The 18,622-nt window shown below is 68.3% G+C and carries 10 protein-coding genes; 8 read left to right on the plus strand and 2 right to left on the minus strand.

What is annotated here, in order from left to right; all coding sequences use genetic code 11:
* Position 1 precedes the first annotated feature (1 nt).
* The gene (locus NA10_RS22480) at positions 2–958 is read right to left on the minus strand and encodes an RluA family pseudouridine synthase (RefSeq protein ID WP_067571142.1); all 957 of its coding nucleotides are present in this window, start codon (positions 956–958) and stop codon (positions 2–4) included.
* Between the two features lie 180 nt (positions 959–1,138).
* Here NA10_RS22480 and NA10_RS22485 point away from each other — a divergent pair, with 180 nt between their 5' ends.
* Together NA10_RS22485 and NA10_RS22490 are read left to right on the plus strand one after the other, a co-directional pair.
* Positions 1,139–2,971: an ABC transporter ATP-binding protein gene (locus NA10_RS22485; RefSeq protein ID WP_067571144.1), complete on the plus strand. Its 1,833-nt coding sequence runs from the start codon at positions 1,139–1,141 to the stop codon at positions 2,969–2,971.
* Positions 2,968–4,704: an ABC transporter ATP-binding protein gene (locus NA10_RS22490; RefSeq protein WP_067571146.1), complete on the plus strand. Its 1,737-nt coding sequence runs from the start codon at positions 2,968–2,970 to the stop codon at positions 4,702–4,704. Before NA10_RS22485 ends, NA10_RS22490 begins: the two co-directional genes overlap by 4 nt.
* Before the next feature lie 111 nt (positions 4,705–4,815).
* Here the strand turns inward: NA10_RS22490 and NA10_RS22495 are convergent, their stop codons facing one another.
* On the minus strand, positions 4,816–5,289 hold the full coding sequence (locus tag NA10_RS22495; RefSeq protein ID WP_067571169.1) for an MTB12 C-terminal domain-containing protein: 474 nt from the start codon (positions 5,287–5,289) through the stop codon (positions 4,816–4,818).
* Positions 5,290–5,441: 152 nt separating this feature from the next.
* On the opposite strand from NA10_RS22495, the gene NA10_RS22500 reads away from it, so the two are divergent.
* The 6 genes from NA10_RS22500 to NA10_RS22525 are packed head-to-tail and all read left to right on the plus strand — an operon-like array spanning position 5,442 to position 18,621.
* Positions 5,442–6,743 carry an FAD/NAD(P)-binding protein gene (locus NA10_RS22500; RefSeq protein ID WP_067571171.1) on the plus strand — a complete coding sequence of 434 codons (1,302 nt, stop codon included), beginning with the start codon at positions 5,442–5,444 and terminating at the stop codon, positions 6,741–6,743.
* A gap of 39 nt (positions 6,744–6,782) precedes the next feature.
* Positions 6,783–7,724, plus strand: a complete 942-nt coding sequence (locus tag NA10_RS22505; RefSeq protein WP_067571148.1) for a methionyl-tRNA formyltransferase — start codon at positions 6,783–6,785, stop codon at positions 7,722–7,724.
* 11 nt (positions 7,725–7,735) lie between these two features.
* Entirely contained in the window at positions 7,736–11,242 is a 3,507-nt protein-coding gene (locus NA10_RS22510) for a non-ribosomal peptide synthetase (protein WP_067571150.1), read from the plus strand.
* Complete coding sequence (locus NA10_RS22515; protein ID WP_084515134.1) at positions 11,239–12,207, plus strand: ABC transporter substrate-binding protein; 969 nt, start codon at positions 11,239–11,241, stop codon at positions 12,205–12,207. Before NA10_RS22510 ends, NA10_RS22515 begins: the two co-directional genes overlap by 4 nt.
* 28 nt (positions 12,208–12,235) lie before the next feature.
* The gene (locus NA10_RS22520) at positions 12,236–14,041 is read left to right on the plus strand and encodes a condensation domain-containing protein (protein WP_067571152.1); all 1,806 of its coding nucleotides are present in this window, start codon (positions 12,236–12,238) and stop codon (positions 14,039–14,041) included.
* A complete protein-coding gene (locus tag NA10_RS22525) occupies positions 14,038–18,621 on the plus strand; it encodes a non-ribosomal peptide synthetase (RefSeq protein WP_067571154.1) in 4,584 nt (1,527 codons plus the stop codon). The genes NA10_RS22520 and NA10_RS22525 overlap by 4 nt, the downstream gene beginning before the upstream one ends.
* The last annotated feature ends 1 nt before the right edge of the window (position 18,622 follow it).

The following is an 18,622-nucleotide window of genomic DNA, read 5'->3' on the forward strand; positions in this document are numbered from 1 at the left end:
GTTAAAGCTGATCTCCGGTACGGATCGGCCCGCCTGCCCAGCCCTCCGGATCGGTCCAAGCCTGCAGCGTGCGGGCTGTTTCGAAGCGGCGCGGCTGTCGTGAGATCGGGTCGGTGAATTCGAGCGCACAGGCCAGCAATTGCAGTGGCCGTGAGTAGTCGTCGACCGGTTTATCGGTGAGGTCGGGATAGAAGTCGTCGCCGAGAATCGGAATGCCGAGCGAATTCATATGCAGTCGTAGCTGATGGGTGCGGCCGGTCTTGGGCTTCAAATTGTATCGCCCCAGTCCGTCGCGCTGCTCCAGCAATTCGACCAGCGTCTCGGCATTGGGTTCGCCGGGTTCCTCGAAGGCCCGCAGCACCTGCCGCTCCTTGACGATCCGGCTGATCACCGTGCGTGGTAGTTCGAGTTCGGGATCGAAGCGCGCGATGGCCTCGTACTCCTTGTGCACCACCCGCTTGTGGAACATGGTCTGATACGCCCCGCGCACAGCCGGATTCACGATGAACAGGATCAGTCCGGCGGTGACGCGATCGAGTCGATGCGCGGGCACCAGATCGGGTAGCTCGAGTTCGCGTCGTAGTCGCACCAGCGCGGTCTGCAATATGTGCTGTCCACGCGGAATCGTGGCGAGGAAGTGCGGTTTGTCGATGACGAGAATGTTCTCGTCCCGATGCACGATGCCGATCTCGAACGGCACCTCGGTTTCGACGGGCAGATCCCGGTGGAACCACACGGCCCCGCCGGGCACGTACGCGGCATCGGGCGCGATCGGCCCGTCGAGATCCACGATCCCGCCTTCCCGCAACAGCGCGTCGATGCGCGCCGGATCCACCCGCGGCAATCGATCGACGAGATGATCGCGAATGGTCGCCCATTCCCCATCCTCGGGCATCCGCAACCGCGCCGGGTCCAACCCATGCCGCTTCCCCAGCGGCGGCTGCTGCCTACGTCTCACCCCGCGAACCCTATCGGCGACGTATTCGCGCTGGTGCAGGGGCCTACTCGACGTTTGCCGGTGTCAGTGCGCGCACGTCCGAACGGACTGCCCGCTGGATGGCAAAGTTAGCCTAGCCTATCCTTCGGGCGAAAATTGTGTGAGGATCGGGCGGATGGAACCAAGGGTGAGGGGCTTCTGATGACAGTCGAGGTCGCGCCGGACAAGGCGGCGGCGAAGGCGCGCAAACAGCGGGAAGCGCGGGCGCGGAAGGAGATTCTGGCTCCGGTCGGCGGGGTGCTGACGCTGGCGAGTCTGTTGGTCGCCATCGCGTCGGTGTGCGCTGTGGTGCCGTTCCTGCTCATCGTCTCGGCCTGCCGGGAGCTGTTGAACGACACCGTCGATACCGATCGGGTGTGGCGGCTGCTGCTCGTCGCGGTGGTCGTGCTGGTGGCGCGGGCCCTGTTGCAGGCGGTCGCGCTGACCTGGTCGCATCTGGTGGATGCCGGATTCCAGCTGACGCTGCGCCGCCTGCTCGCCGATAAATTGACCCGGGTTCCGCTGGGCTGGTTCGGTGATCGCACCTCCGCGGAGGTGAAGAAGTACCTCCAGGACGATGTGGAGGCGCTGCACTATCTGGTCGCGCACGCCCGGCTGGATTTCATCGGTTCGGTGACCGTGCCGCTGGTGACGCTCGTCTACCTGTTCATCGTGGACTGGCGGCTCACCCTCGTGCTGCTGGTGCCGCTGGTCCTCTACGCGCTGTGCATGAAGAGGATGCTGGACGAGCCGGGCCGCGAGCGCATGCTCACCTACAACGCCGCCGAACAGCGCACTCGCGAGGCGACCGTGGAGTTCGTGGACGGTATCCAGGTGGTGCGGGCGTTCGGCCGGGCGGGTAAGGCGCACAGCGTCTTCCAGGACGCGGTCGATCATCAGACCGACAGTCTGCGGCGGTTGAAGATGCCGATCGTCTCGGTGCAGTCGCTCTCGGACGCGGTGGTGTCGCCGGTCTTCGTCATGCTGCTGGTGGTGCTGGCCGGGTTGACCGGTGTCGGCGCGGGGTGGATCGAACCCCTGGATGTGTTGCCGTTCTTGCTGATCGGCCTGGGGCTGGGCAGTTCGCTGATGGGTCTGGGCTACGGGGCGCAGGCCCTGCGCACCGCCGGTGACGCGGCGCTGCGACTGCACGAACTCATGCGGACCCCCGAATTGGCTTCCAGCTCAGCGGTTTCGGATGACACCGAATCGGCGGAGGCGCGGGCCGCCGCGCCCGTCGCCGCGGGCCTGGTGCGTTTCGAGGGCGTGAGTTTCGGCTACCGCGACGATCATCAGGTGTTGCGCGGCATCGATCTGGAACTCGCCCCGGGCACGCTCACCGCCCTGGTCGGCCCGAGCGGTTCCGGCAAGTCCACCCTGGCCAAACTGCTGCCCCGCTTCTATGACGTGCAGGCGGGTCGAATCACCATCGGCGGCCGGGATATTCGTGACTTCAGCACCGAGGAGCTGTATCGCACGGTCGGATTCGTCTTCCAGGATGTGCGCCTGATCCGCGGCAGTATTCGCGACAACCTACTGCTGGCCCGCCCCGACGCGGAGCCGGACGCACTCGAGCGGGCGGCCCGTGCCGCGCAGATCCACGACCGGATCATGAGCCTGCCGCGCGGCTACGACTCCGAGATCGGTGTCGACGCCACGCTTTCCGGCGGTGAGGCGCAACGCCTTTCGATCGCCCGCGCACTGCTCGCCGATACCCCGGTGCTGGTGCTGGACGAGGCCACCGCCTTCGCGGATCCGGAATCCGAGGCGGCGGTGCAGGACGCGCTGGCCGCCTTGGTCGCGGGCCGCACCGTGCTGGTGATCGCGCACCGACTGCACACCATCACCGGGGTAGACCGAATTCTGGTGCTGGAGAACGGCGTACTGGTCGAACAGGGCGATCATTCGAGCCTGGTCGCGGCCGGTGGTCTCTATCAGCGACTATGGCAGATCAATGAGGCGGCGCTGGATGTGGTGCTGGAGGGAACGCGATGATTCGCAGGGTTTTCGCCCTGGTGCCGAGCGAGTTCGCCGCGCTCACACCGAGATTGCTGGCCGCTATCACCGCGCAGGCGCTGAGTCAGGCCGCCGCGTACCTGCTGCTGGTGCCGGTGCTCGAGGCACTGTTCGAGGGTGATACCGGCGGTGCTTGGCGCTGGACCATCTGGCTGGCCGCCGCGGTGGCGGGTGTCATCGGATTCGGTTTCGTCCAGGCGGTGCTCGGCCTGCGCATCGGCGTCGGCATGCAGCAGGGGTTGCAGACCCGGCTCGGTGATCATCTGAATTCCCTGCCGCTGGGCTGGTTCGAGACCCGGCACGCCGGTGCGCTGTCGCGGCTGGTGGTGGAGAACGTCCGCGAGGTGCAGGGTCTGATCGCGTACCTGCTGGCCAAGATGCTGACCGGTGTGATCGTCCCGCTGGGTGTGGCGATCGGAATGTTGTTCGTGGACTGGCGGATTTCGCTCGCCATGCTGCTGTCGGCCCCGGTGCTGTATCTGGTGAACCTGTGGGCGAATCGCTCGTACACCGCCTCCGACGAGCAGTTGCACGAGGCGTCGGCCGAGGCCAATGCCCGGGTGCTGGAGTTCGCGCAGGCGCAGCCGGTGCTGCGTTCCTTCGGGGCGGTGGGCGAGGGCAACAAGGCGTTGCACGCGGCCCTGATCCGGCAGCGCAGGGCCGCCACGGGCCTGCTGTTCGCGAGTGTGCCCGGCCTGATGGTGTTTTCGCTGTGCGTACAGGCGGTGTTCCTGGTGCTGGTGTACCTGGTCGTGGGTCAGGTGACCGACGGCGGTATCTCGGCGGCCGCGGCCATCGCCCTGGTGGCGGTGAGCTCACGTTTCATCGAGCCGTTGAATCAGGCCGCGCAGTTGGGCACGGCTCTGCGCTCGGCGGTTTCGGCGGCCGAGCGGGTGACCACATTGCTGGCCGAACCCGCACTGCCGCAGCCGGATTCCGATCCGGAGCCCGGCGCGCCGAGCGTGGTCTTCGACAACGTGAGCTTCGCGTACCGCACCGGCGCGCAGGTGCTCTCGGGGGTGTCCTTCACGGTCGAACCGGGTACCACCACCGCGATCGTCGGCCCCAGCGGTGCGGGCAAGTCGACGGTGCTGCGGTTGGCCGCGCGCTTCCACGATGCTGATTCGGGCCGAGTCCTGGTGAGCGGCAACGATGTCCGCGAGCAGACCTCGCGCGCACTGCTGGGCCGGATGTCCCTGGTGTTCCAGAACGTCTACCTGTTCAACCGTTCGATTCTGGAGAATATTCGCGCCGGTCGCCCCGAGGCCACGGACGAGCAGGTGCGGGTGGCGGCCGCCGCGGCGCGGGTGGACGAGATCGCCGAGCGCCTGCCGCGGGGCTGGGACAGTGCGGTAGGCGAGGGCGGTGCGGCCCTGTCCGGTGGTGAGCGCCAACGGGTTTCGATCGCCCGCGCCCTGCTCAAGGATGCCCCGGTGGTGCTGCTGGACGAGGCCACCAGTGCACTGGATCCGCAGAACGAGGCGGTGGTGGTGCGCGGTGTGCACGAGCTGACCCGGGATCGCACGGTGATCGTGGTGGCGCACCGGCTGGCCACCATCGCGCACGCCGATCAGATTCTGTTCATGGAGGCGGGTCGCATTGTCGAGCGCGGCACCCATGCCGAGCTACTGGCGCTGGACGGCCGCTATGCCGGGTTCTGGAATGAGCGCACGCGCGCGACCGGTTGGCGGCTGGAATCGGTTTCGGTGTAGTACTTCTCGCATAGCGGAGATCCGAATAGGGCCGAGCCCCGGGTATTCCATGGAATACCCGGGGCTCGGCCTTGCCACACAGTGGATTACGGCGTTACGCGACGCCGCGAATCACAGGTTGCAGGACTGTCCGGCGTAGTACGCGACCGAGCACTCGGATTCGCGGGTGAGCTTCCAGGTGCCGTCGATCTCGCGCCAGGCCATCTCGATATTCGGGAAGGTGCCGTAGCCGTCGACGGTGACCTGCAGGTTGGCGGTGAGGGTGTCACCGTTCTGTCCGACCGGTCCGGCGAGCGTCCAGCGCAGGCTCGGAACGGTATTGATCACGCTGCCGACCTGATCGAGCAGTGGCAGACCCGCTTCGCCCGCTTCGAGTTCGGCGGCGCGCGCCGAACGGGACGCGTCCGGGTTCAGCGCCAAGCGCAGCTTGGCGTTCAGGTCGCCCAGACCCGGCTGCGCGGTGCGGACCGGTGCGACGATCGGGGCGGCCTGGGCCGGTGCGACAGTCGCCACATTGATACCGCCGATCACGGCCGCGGCGGCGAAAACCGCTGCTCCCAGCTTCTTTCGGGTGGTGCTGATCATGTATTTCATCCAATCGTTCACTGCGGTGAGCCGCGGGCGGTGCCCGAGCGGTACCAAGCAATATAAGGTAAGCCTATGCAAACATGGGAGGGGACCTTGGTTGCTGTGACGCGATCGCCGAGCGGTTGCGAACGAAAGTGAGTGTGAACCCGGTGAAGACTCTGCTGGTGGTCGGTGCGGGCCCGAAGGCCCTCGCGGTAGCCGCGAAAGCGCATGTCCTGCAACAACTCGGGCTGTCCGCCCCGCGTGTGGTGGTGGTGGAGCCGCATGCGGTGGGCGGCAATTGGCTGCCCAGTGGTGGCTGGACCGACGGCCGGCATCGTCTCGGCACCAGCCCGGAGAAGGATGTGGGCTTCCCGTACCACTCCACCTGGGCGCGCGGCCGCAATCGCGAGATCAACGAGGCCATGCACGCCTTCAGTTGGACCTCGTTCCTGGTCGATCAGGGCGGCTACGCGGAGTGGATCGATCGCGGCCGGCCCAGTCCGCGGCACACGGTGTGGGCCAAGTACCTGCAATGGGTGGGGCATCGCATCGACTTGGAATTGGTTCGGGGCCGGGTGCATTCGATCGCACCGGCGGCCGACGGCTGGCTGGTGTCGGTGACCGATGCCGAGGGTGTGGTCATCCAGTTGGACGCGGACGAGTTGATGATCACCGGGCCGGGCCGCAGTTCGCGCGCCCTGGCCGATCATCCGAAGGTGCTGAGCATCTCGGATTTCTGGGATTTGGCGGGGCGGCGCGCCCTGCCGGTCTCCTCCCGGGTGGCGGTGATCGGCGGCGGTGAGACCGCGGGTTCGGCACTGGACGAGTTGGTTGCCCACGAAATGCTGACGGTCTCGGTGATCTCGCCGCTGCCCACGCTCTACACCCGTGGTGAGAGCTACTTCGAGAACGCTTTGTACAGCGATCCGGGCCGTTGGGCGGGGCTGAGTCTGGAGCAGCGCCGCGATGTGATCCGCCGGACCGATCGCGGGGTGTTCTCGGTGCGGGTGCAGGAGAGCCTGTTGGGGGACAACCGGGTTCATCATCTGCAGGGCCGGGTGATACGGGTACGGGAGTCCGGCGAGGGTGTCGAATTGACCCTGCGCAATGCACCGCGCGCCGATGAGCTGCACGTTTTCGATCTGGTGGTGGATGCGACCGGTGGGCAACCGCTGTGGTTCCTGGACCTTTTCGACACCGATGCCGCGGATCTGCTGGAACTGGCGGTGGGTGGCCCGCTGACCCAGGCCCGGATCGAGGCGGCGGTCGGCTACGACCTGGCGGTCTCGAATCTCGAGACCAAGCTCTACCTGCCGAATCTGGCCGCGCTGACCCAGGGGCCGGGCTTCCCGAATCTCAGCTGCCTGGGCGAACTCTCGGATCGGGTGCTGCGGCCCGCGGTCGATGGCTCGGAAGTTGCCGATCGGGTTGCGGCGGGGAGGGTGGAACACGCGCGAGCCGGACAATAGGCTAGGCTAGCCTTACTTAGAGAGATGAGGTTCGGTTCCATGCGTATCGTGTCGTTCGGCTTCCAGACGTGGGGGCGCAAAACCCTTGCGGCCCTGATCGATTCCGAGCACGAGGTGGTGCTCGCGGTCACCCATCCGGCCAGCGAGTCGTCCTATAAGGCGATCTGGAACGATTCGGTCGAGGAACTGGCCCGCGAACACGGTATTCCCGTGCACCTCACCGAGCGCGCCGACGCCGAGACCATCGATCTGGTCAAGCGCGCCGAACCCGATGTGATCGTGGTGAACAGCTGGTACACCTGGATGCCGCCGGAGCTGTACAAGCTGCCGCCGTTCGGCACGCTCAACCTGCACGATTCGCTGCTGCCCAAGTTCACCGGCTTCTCCCCGGTGCTGTGGGCATTGATCAGCGGCAGTGAGGAATTCGGCCTCACCGTGCACCGGATGGACGAGCAGCTCGACACCGGCGACATCCTGGTTCAGCACAAGCTGCCCATCCCCGCCGGAGCCACCGGCACCGAACTCGTGCTGGCCGGAATGGAATTGATTCCCGGTGCCGTGCACGAGGCGCTCGCGGCGCTGACCGACGGCACCGCGCAGTGGAAGCCGCAGAACAAGGCCGACCGCACCTACTTCCACAAGCGTTCCGATCGGGACAGCCGCATCGACTTCTCTTGGGACGCGGTGGATCTGGAGCGTTTCGTGCGCGCCCTCTCCGAGCCCTACCCCCGCGCCTTCTCGCACTACCGCGGTGAGCGCATTGAAATCCTGTCCGCCACCATCTCCGAGGCCCGCTACGGCGGCACCGCGGGCCGGGTCATCGTCCAGGAGGGCGGTGGCGCGGTCGTCTGCGGCCCGAACCCGGTGCGCGGCAACAACCACGCCCTGGTGATCACCCGCGTCCGCACCGCCGACGGCATCGAACACGACGGCGCCGAATTCTTCGTACGCGGCGGCTACCTCACCGACTCACCCGAATGAGAGTCGGTGTCATGCCCACCGCACCCGAGGGGATCGCGGCCGATGGCGCTGCCGCCGAGGGGATCGCGGCCGATGGCGCTGCCGCCGAGAGGATCGCGGCCGATCGCGATGCCGTCGACGGCGCTGCGGCCGAGGTGAATTCAGTCAATCGGGTTCGCGTGAGCGATCTCGTTTCAGGCGCTCGCCGACCCCTGTCTCCCGGACAGCGGCGCGCCTGGTTCCTCCAGCAGCGCGATCCGTCGAATGTCGACCTGAATGTCGGCATCGCCTATCGGCTGACCGGCGACCTGGACGCCGCGCTCTTGCGCGCGGCGGTGGGCGAGGTGGTCGCACGGCACGACATTCTGCGCACCGTCTATGGCGTCGGTGCGGACGGTGAGCCGTTCCAGTCGGTGCTCGCCCAGGTCGAATGTGCTTGGCAAGAGCACGATCTCGCGGATCTTTCGGCGGCGAGCCGAACCCGCCGGGCCGAGGTGCTGATCCGCCGCATTCTCGGTGCGCCGTTCGACCCCACGGCCGCACCGCCGATTCGATTCGCCTTGATCCACACGGGTGTGGATGAATGTGCACTGATCCTGGTGGCCCATGCGCTCTGCTGGGATGACGAGTCCTGGGAGATCTTCTCCCGCGACCTCTCCGCCGCCTACAACGGCCACCTCCCCACCGGCCCCGCACTCCGATACGCCGATCTGGTTGCCCGCCCATCGAACTCCGCCGCCATCGCGCCGCCTTCGGGCGCTGGGAACGCGAGAGCCGCCGCGTCGCGCGGTACGCCCGCGGATGCCCCGATCATCGACGCTGCCGATTCGCCCGCTACCGGTGCGCAGTCGCCGCCACGTTCCGATGATCGAGGACTGCCCCCGGTCGACAGGGATGACGCGGGCGTCGAATTCTGGCGCGCGGAATTGTCGCCGCTGCCGGAGCCGCTCGAACTCCCCGGCCACGCCACTGTCGTCCCCGGGCACGCCCCGGCGCGGCGCGTGGTGCGTGAGTTGCCTGCCGAATTGTTGTCGGCTGTGGCGGATTTCGCGCTCCGATCGGGTCTCATCGAACCACCCGACGAGGGGCTGTCGCCGCCGCCTGTGGGTGGATGCGCTGTCGCCGAGTCGGTGTTGTTGGCGGCCTTCGAGGTGCTGATGGGGCGGTACACCGGGGCTGCCGAGTTTCTTGTGTCCGTGCCGGTTTCGATGCGCGAGGGGGAGTCGCTGCCGGATCGGCAGGGTGCGCCGATCGGCTACCTGGGTAATACCGTGCTGCTGCGGGCTGCGCTCGATGATCGGCTGACCTTCGCTGAATTGGTTGCCGCTGTGCGGGATTCCCGGGATCGGGCGCATGCGCATCGGACGGTGGGCATCGACCGGGTGGTGGCCGCGGTCAATCCGGAGCGGACCGGGGATCGCGATGGGCTGGATCAGATGGTTCGGCTCGGTTTCGGGGTGCGCATCGCGCCGGTGGGTCCGGTGTTCGACGGGGTGACGGCGGCGCGTGTGGAGCTCGGTAGTCCCGCACCGCGAGTACCGCTGCGGTTCACCGTCGTTCGTGACAGTGCGGGGGCGTACGTGGAGGCCGTGTATCACGCCGGGCGCTTCGCATCCGAACTGGTCGAGCAGCTGCTCACCCACTACCTGCGATTGCTGACCGCTGGCACGGCCATGCCGGAGCGGCGTATCGGCGAGCTGGATCTGCTGGGTGCGGCCGAGCACGCTCGCCTGCTGGAACTTTCGCGTGGTCAGCGGGTGCCCACCCCGGCGACCACGGTGGTGGCGTTGTTCGAGGAGCGGGTGCTGACCGCGCCGCGGGCGACGGCCCTCGTGTCTCCCGCGCAGCGGGTCGGCGACGTGACGCTCCCCGAGGTCGAGTTGACCTACGACGGGCTGAATCGGCGCGCTAATCGGTTGGCGCACCGGCTGATCGGGCAGGGCCTCGGCAGCGAGGACGTCGTGGCGCTGCGGCTGTCGAACTCGGTGGAGTTCGTGATCGCGGTGCTGGCGGTGCTCAAGTCCGGGGCGGCGTATCTGCCGATCGATCCGGCCTATCCGGACGACCGCATCGACTATCTGATCGCTGACGCCCGTCCGCGCCTGGTACTGGGGCGAGTCGAGTTGGAGACCGCGGAGGCACTGGCTTCCACTGCGCCGGAACATGATCCGTCCGATGCGGATCGGTTGCGCCCGCTCCGGCCGGGCAATCTGGCCTATGTCATCTACACCTCCGGTTCGACCGGTCGCCCCAAGGGTGTTCCGGTCGAGCACGCCGCGATCGCCGATCATCTGCTCGGTTTCCGGGCGCAGTGCGGGATGACCGCCGAGGATCGGCTGTTGCAGGCGTCCTCGGTGAGCTTCGACGCCTCCCTGCTGGACGTCTTCGTGACCCTGACCCTCGGTGCGCGCCTGATCATTCCGCGCCCGCGCGGCTTCACCGATCTGGCGTACATCGCGGATCTGGTGACCCGCTACGGCGTGACGGTGCTGCATATGGTGCCCTCCCTGCTGCGCACCTTCCTGTCGCTGCCGCAGGTGAGTGAGTGGCGCACCGTGCGTTTGGTGCCCGTGGGCGGTGAGGCGCTGCCCGGTGAGATCGCCGACCGCTTCACCGGTGTGCTCGACGCCGAGCTGCGCAATCACTATGGCCCGACCGAGGCCGTGGTCAGCGCGACGCATATGCCGGTGGCGGGCCCGCAGGGCAATCGCATCGTGCCGATCGGCCACCCGAATCGCAATGTGGACCTGTACCTGCTCGATGAGCGCCTGCGACCGGTTCCGCCGGGCGTGATCGGTGAAATCTATCTGGGTGGAACACAATTGGCGCGCGGCTACCTGGATCGCGCCCCGGCCACGGCCGAGCGCTTCGTCGCCGATCCGTTCACCCCGGGTGCGCGCCTGTACCGCACCGGGGATCTGGCCCGCCGCGATCTCACGGGCGCGGTCGAATTCGTCGGCCGCGCCGATGAGCAGGTCAAAGTGCGCGGGTACCGTATCGAACCGGGTGAGGTGCAGGCCGCGCTCAGTACGCATCCGCTGATCCGCGATTGCGTGGTCACCGTGGTGGGCGATGCGGTGAGCGGCCCGCTGCTGGCCGCCTACCTGGTGCCCGAATCCACCGTGCCGGAACTGGATACGATCCGCGCGCATGCGGCGGCCGGACTTCCCGAATACATGGTCCCCGCCGCCTACGCGATCATCGACGCCATCCCGTTGACCGAGCACGGCAAGCTGGACCGCCGCGCCCTGCCCGAACCGGTATGCCTGACCGCCCGTCCCTACCGGGAACCGGTGACAGCGGCCGAGATTCGCCTCGCCGCCCTGTACGGCGAGCTGTTCGGACGTGACCGCATCGGCGCGGACGACTCCTTCTTCGAACTCGGCGGCCATTCGCTGCTGGCCAATCACCTGGTCGCGCGGATTCGCGCCGAATTCGGATTCGAGATCGATGTGCGCGCGGTCTTCGACACCCCCGCGGTCCACGGTTTGGCCGCGGTGCTGGAAGCGACCGCCCGAGACGAGGAGCAACACGAGTGAATACCCGAGGACTGTGGCGCAGAGCCGGATTGGGCCTGCTGGCACTGGGTTTGGTGGTCGGTACCGCCGCCTGCGGTTCGAGCGACGGTGACGGCGACGGCTCCGGCACGGTGACGATCAAGCACGTCATGGGCGAGACCACCATCGACCGCACCCCCAAGCGCGTGGTGACGCTCGGCCCGCAGTGGTTCGATGCCGCGCTGGCGCTGGGCGTGACGCCGGTCGGCTATCTGGTGCCCGGTCTGACCGCGACCACCAAGGTGCCGTGGGAGCCCGCGATTCCGGACTCCGCCAAGCGCATCGAGGCCACCGGCGACTATGTGGAGCAGATCGCGGCCTTGGAACCGGATCTGATTCTGGCCCCGGCCTTCATGGCCGATCGCACCATGTACGACAAGCTGTCCAAGCTGGCCCCCACCATCGATTCGCTGTCCAGCACGCAGATCGACTCCTGGCAGGACCAGGTGACCGCGCTGGGCAGGGTGCTGCGCAAGGAGTCCGAGGCGGCCAAGGTCATCGCCGATGTCGACGGGAAGATCGACGCGGTGGGCGTGAGACATCCGGGCTTGAAGGGCAAGACCTTCCTGACCTGCATGCTGACCGGTCCCGCGCAGTTGATGGTGCTGGCCGATCCCAAGGACGGCTCCGCCGAGGTCTTCACCCGCCTGGGTATGACCATTCCCGCGAACATCGTCAAGGAGGCCCCGTCCGGCGGTCGCCTGGCCCTGTCCCCGGAACGCCTGAGCGACTTGACCTCCGACCTGCTGGTCTGCGGCGCGATGCCCAGTCTGGAGGCGAAGTTCAAGGAGCTGCCCGGCTACAACGATCTCCCGGCGGTCCGGCACGGCGGTATCTCGTTCGTGGATGTGGTCGCCATCAATGCCATCAATCAGCCGACCGCGCTGTCGGTGCCGTACGTGCTGGAAAAGCTGGACCCGGCGTTCGCGAATATCGCCGGTAGCTAGCAGCCGGTAGCAGGAAGGACCTCACCTCATGACTCTCGAAACCCACACCGCGCCAGCACGATCCGATCGCGGACTCCCGCTCTCCCCGGCGCAGCAGGCGGCGTTGCTGCCGGAACGGTTGGCGCGCACCGCGCCCGCCAATGTGTTTCTGGCGCTGGAGATTCCGGTCGCACTGGCCGACGGTGTGGTGGCGCGCGCGGCCGAAGTGCTCGCCGCGCACGAGGTCCTGCGTGCGGTCTATCCGGATGACCGGCGAGTCCCTTACCAGCGGGTCGAGGCCGCACCGGCGACCGCGGCCGCGAGTGCCGAAATCAGCGAAGCCGCACTGGCTCCCGCGCTCATGACCGATGCCGGTCACACCTTCGATCTGGTATGCGAGCACCCGATCCGGATTCGGGTGTATCGCCTGGCTGACCGCGCGGTGCTCTCGCTCGCCGCGCATCCGATCGCGGCCGACGACCGCACGGTGGATCTGCTGGCGACCCAGCTCTGCTCGAACGGCCCGATCGCCGCTGCCGCGCAATACCGCGACTTCACCGCCGCCCAGGTGAAAGCCTTGGCGGCAGCGGATGATTCGCTGACCTACTGGACCGAGCGCTTGGCGGGCCTGCCCGACCAACTGTTCCTGACCGGTCCCCGCCCGGCCACCCCGCGCAGCGCCCGCGCCGTCGTCGAACTGCCCGCCGACGCCATTGCCGCACTGACGGCGGCGATCTCGCGATACAGCGCCGTGCGCGCCGGATCGGCGTCCACCCCCGTAGCTGCCGCGCCACCGGCTGCCGCGGACGTGGCTGCGGAATCAATGGCAACCGGTGGGGCGAAGGGTGTCGGGTCGGTCGCCGCACCCACTGTCGACCCTGCCGCCGTGCTGACCGCGCTGGTGGCCGGAGCGCTGCGGGAACTCGGCGCGGGGGAGGATGTGCCGATCGGGATCGCCGACGCGGCGCGGACCGAAGCCGCCGGGACGGTCCTCGGCAATTTCGCGAATTATCTCGTGCTGTGGGTGGATACGCCACGCGGTAGTGCGCCGGGGGAGTCGGTCGCCGCGGCCGCCGCACTGCTGGCCCAGGCTCGTGCGCATACCGGCACCCGGATCGAGCGGCTCACCCATCAGCTGCGCGGGCCGGGCGGCGCGGCCCGGGGTGGCCTGTTCCAGGTGCTCGCCGGGGTGCGCGCCGGTGTGCTGGAGTTCGCCGTGGAGGGTGGCACGGTGCGTGAGATCGCCCGGGCGCTCGCCCGCCCGCACGGCGTGGACCTGATCGTCGACGCGGTGGTGACCGAGCGCGGTTGGACCGTGACCGTCGATCTGGCCGAGGAGCTGTCCCGCCGGCACGCGGTGGACGCCTTCGCGCGTCACCTGGTACAGACCCTTGAATCCTGGTCGACCGCACCGGATTCCGTGCCGGACGCCGTCGAGGTGATGCCGTGCGGCTGGTTCGTCTCGGGCGACGATTCCCTGGACCTGGACCCGTTCGCCATCTCCGGTCTCGGCGGCCCGCCGCGGACCGATGCGGAGCGAGCTATTGCCGCCGCCCTGCGCGAGATCCTGGACTTGGACGAGCAGGACGAGGTCGGCCGGGAGGACAACTTCTTCGCACTCGGCGGTGACAGCGTGGCCGCGCTGCGCTTCGTCACCGTACTCGCCGAACAGGGGCACATCCTGGATGTACAGAAGGTGTTCGAGTTTCCCGCCGTCCATGAGATGGCCGCGCACCTCACCTCCGAAAGTGGTTCGGCGACAGCCGAGCCCGCCGCCGCGGTCGCCCCCATGGCCGCCTCCGGACTGGACGCGGGCGCGTTGAACGCCCTGGCTGGAAAGCTCGCTGCCCGGTGAGCGTGGAGATTCTCGATGTCGTCGCACTGTCTCCGCTACAGCGCGGCCTGTATTCGGTCAGCGTCGCCTCCGGCGCGGTCGACCCGTATCTGGTCACCTTCGCGGTCCGTATCGAAGGTTTGACCGAACTGTCCACGCTGCGAACGGCTTTCGACGGCCTGCTGGAGCGCTACCCGCACCTGGGCGGCGCGGTCGTGACCGACGGCCTGCCGCATCCGGTGCTGGTCACCACCACCGGCGGCGCGATCGGCTGGCGCGAACTGGATCTGCGCACCGCCGCGGATCCGGAAGCCGCCGCGCGGCAACTGTATTGGGATGAGGGCCGCCGCCGCCTGGATCTTGATCGCGGTCCGCTGTTCCGTGTCACCGCCGCCCGTGTGGCCGAGGGCGCGTACGAGCTGGTCTGCACCGCCCACCACATCATTATCGACGGCTGGTCGATTCCCCTGCTGTTCACGGATCTCATTGCCCTGCACAGCGGTTCGGGTGCAAGTCTGCCGCCCGCCCCGGCGCTGCGCGAACACGCCGCCTGGTTGGCGAGCCGCGATACCGCCGCCTCCCTCGACGCGTGGAAGCGGGCGCTGGACGGTCTGGCCCCCATGTCCATGCTCGCCGCCCCCGCCCCCGCCGATATCCCGGTGCTGGGTGAGGCCCGCCTCGACCGCGAGGCCACCGAGCGCGTCACCGCGTGGGCCCGCAGCCGGGGCCTGACCCTCAATACGGTGCTCCAAATGGCCTGGGCCCGAGTCCTTTCCGGCCTCACCGGCCGCGACGACGTGGTCTTCGGCCAAACCACCTCCGGCCGTGACGCCTCCCTCCCCAATGCCGAACGCCTGGTGGGCGCGCTCGTCACCACCATTCCCGTCCGGGTCCGCCTGGACGACCGCGCCCCCGCCGATATCGGCACCGCCCTGCAACGCGAGGTGGCCCAACTCCGCTCCCACGAATACGTAGGCATAGCGGAGATCACCCGCCACACCGGCGGGCACCAACTCTTCGACACCCTCCTGGTCTTCGAGAACACCCCCCTCGGCGCGGTCACCGCCGATATGCCCATGGGTCACGGTGCCCGCCTCCTCCCGCGCCGCGTCGATTCCCCCAGCCACTACCCGATCGCCGTGGTCCCCGTCCTCGAACACGGCGAACTCATCACCCGTGTGGAAATCCGCCCCGACCTGGCCTCCCGCTTCCACCCCGACCGCCTCGCCAGCCGCATGCTCGCCGTGGTCCAGCGCCTGCTCGAAGCGCCCACCGCCGCATCGGTCTCGGTCCTCCTCCACGACGAACCCACCACCCTGACCGCAGACCACCCCACCGCGACCATCGCCGAGTCGACCGCCATCCCCGTCATCCCGGCAGGTATTTGGCCGGGATCCACACCCGGTGAACTCCCGCCGAACGCAGTGGATTCCGGCCAAAAGCACGCCGGAATGACAGGCCATGTCTTTGCCGAGGACGCGTACCCTCCTGTCCTCGCGACCGCCGACGCGGACAGCGCCCCGGTGTCGGATGTCCTGCTGGACGCGGCGGCCCGCGCGGGTGGCGGCGTCGCGGTGATCGATGCCGAGGGCGAGCAGTCCTTCGCCGAATTCGGTGCGGCGGTGGAGACTCTCGCCGCACGACTGCGGGCGAGTGGAGTGCGCCCCGGTGATGCGGTGGCCGTTGTGCTCCCGCGTGATCGCCGAGTGCTGCACGCACCCTTCGCCATCGCGCATGCCGGTGGCGTTTGCGTGCACGTCGATCCCGGCACCCCGGCCGATCGTCTCGCGTATCTCCTGGAGACCTCCGGTGCCCGCCTGGTGCTCGGTGCCGAGGATCTGTCGGAGGTGCTGGTGCAGGTCCGCGCACAGGGTGTGGAATTCGCGCACGGAATCCCCAGCGGCACCGGTGAACTGCGGCTGATCGGCGGGCTCCACGGCGTGCCGGGCGCGCGGCCGCCCTCCACGATCATCGAGTCCCGCGCCGCGCGGGCTCGGAGCGTCGGCTCGGAAGACACACTGTCCGTGGTGAATTCGGCTGTTCCAGGCAGAATTCCGGCCCCGGCCGCGGTGACGCCGTTCTATGTCATCTTCACCTCGGGCACCACGGGTCGTCCGAAGGGTGTGGTGGTGCCGCACGGTGCGCTGCTGAGTCACTGGGCCAATCATGAGCGGCGCATCTTCGCCCCTGCGGTCGCGCGGCTCGGACGGCGCTTGCGGATCGGGCACGGTTGGTCGACCGGGTTCGATGCCGCCTGGCAGCCGACCGTGGCCCTGTTGAGCGGGCATACCGTGGTGATGCTGGGGGAGCAGGTGCGCACGGATGCCGAGCAGATCGCCGGGGCCATCACCCGGCACGGGATCGACATCTTCGACACCTCACCGTCGATGTTGCCGCGCCTCATAGCCTTCGGCCTCTTCACCGAGCGCGATGGTGTGGAGCACTGCCCGCTCGCGGTGCTCGCGCTGGGCGGTGAGGCCATCGATCCGGATACCTGGAAGCGCTTGGGCGCGCTGCCCGATACCCGCGTCATCAACTTCTACGGCCCGACCGAGGCGACCGTCGAAGCCCTCATGGCCGATGTGCACGACCATGATTCGCCGACCATCGGCCGCACCTTCGACCGGATGACCGCGGAGATTCTCGATCACCGCCTGCGTCCGGTGCCCCCGGGCGGGTTGGGTGAGCTGTACCTGTCGGGCCCGCAGTTGGCCCTGGGTTACCTGAACCGCCCCGCCACCACCGCCGCGGCCTTCGTAGCAGGTCCGGCCGGAAGGCGTTATCGCACCGGCGATCTGGTGCGCCGCGCCACCGACGGCACGGTCGTCTACGAGGGTCGTATCGACAGCCAGGTCAAGATCAACGGCTATCGCGTGGAACCCGATGAGGCCGCCGTGGTGCTGCGCGAACTCGACGGTGTCGAACACGCCGCGGTGCTCGCCTACACCGACGGTGGCCGCACCCGTCTGGGCGCGCTGGTCGTGAGCGCCGTACCGGTGCCGCGCTTGCGCCTGGCCCTGGCGCAGCGCCTGCCGCGCTTCCTGGTGCCCACCCGCATCGTCGCGGTGTCCGAGATTCCGTTGAACCGCAACGACAAACTGGATGTGCAGGCCGCCACCGCCCTGCTCACCGCCCCGGTGCTCGGCTCCGGCGGCAGCGAGCCCGCGACCGACACCGAGCGCACCCTGCTGGCTGTCATCTCGGCCCTGGGCGCATCGGGTACCGGTCCGGCGATCACCGACAGTCTGGTCGATCTGGGTATCGACAGCATCGGAGTGATCGATCTCGTATCCCGTTTGCGCGGAACGGGTTTCCCCGTCGCGGCCCGAGATGTGCTGGCCGCCGGTGACCTTCGTGAGCTCGCCGCTCGCCTGGACGAACTCGCCGCGGCGGGGGAGAAGTGGGCCGAGGCGGACGTCACCGCCGCCGGTACGCTGCTCCCGCTCACCGCGCTCGCCCGCGAGATCATCGGCAATGGCGATTACCGCCACCTGGCGCAGTCCCAGGTGCTTTCCCTCCCCGTGGGCGCGACGACATCGGCTGTCGCGGAACGCATCTCCGCCCTGGCCACCGCCCACCCGACGCTGCGCTCACGTCTGATCACGGACCCGGACGGTGCGCCCGCCCTACGGGTGGAGGAACTGCCCCCGCATCCGATGTGGCTGCACCAGGCGGACGGAACCGGCTCGCCCGCGACATATCTGACCGATACCGTGGCCCGTTTGGATCCGGAGGCGGGCCTGATGCTGGCCGCCACCCTCCTGTCCGGCCCACAGCCGCGGCTCCTGCTGTCCATCCATCACCTGGCGGTGGATGTGGTGTCCTGGCTGATCCTGGTCGACGACCTCCGCCGTCTCGAACAGGGTCACGCGCCGCTGAACGAACAGCACTACGGTGAAACAGACACGGCGACAACCACTTCGGGATCGGACATCCTCGGCACACCCCTGGCCGGCGAACTCACCGATCCGGCCCGGGATCGCGCGGGCAAGCTCACCCGGCGCGTGGTGGAGCTGGGCCCGGACTGCACCGAACAGCTGCTGGCCGTCTGCGCGCGGGCGTCCGTCCCGCTGGAGGACGCACTGATTCTGGCCTGCGCCCGCACCTTCCCCGATATCGCCGATGCCGGTGGCCGCGTCGCCATCACCCGCGAATCACACGGACGCCCGGATGACGACGATTCCCGGCGGGTCGGCTGGTTCACCGTCGAGGAGACGGTCCTGGTGCCGGGCTCGGCGGCGACGTGGACTGCCGATGCCGAGCCGTCCGGCGGGGGCGCACCGGATCTGTCCGAGCGCACCTTCGCCGCGCGCGGTCAATTGCGCATCAATCACCTGGGCCGTTTCGATGTGCTCCAATTCGGCACCGGCCCTTGGTCGCCCACGCCGCTGGCCGAGTTCACCGGTGAGTTCGGTGTGGCCGCGCACCCGGATCTGCCGCTGCGCTTCAGCGTGGATATCACCACCGCGGTGGTGCCGCGGGACGGCCGCCCCTCACTGGTGGCGCAATTCGATGTGAATACGGCCGTGCTGGACGGTCTGGCGGTGGATGCGCGCGCTGAGCGCTGGGCGGCGGTGCTGAGCGAATTCGCGGGGGTCTGAA

It is taken from the genome of Nocardia acidivorans NBRC 108247, from assembly GCF_001625085.1.
Taxonomy (GTDB): Bacteria; Actinomycetota; Actinomycetes; order Mycobacteriales; family Mycobacteriaceae; genus Nocardia; species Nocardia acidivorans.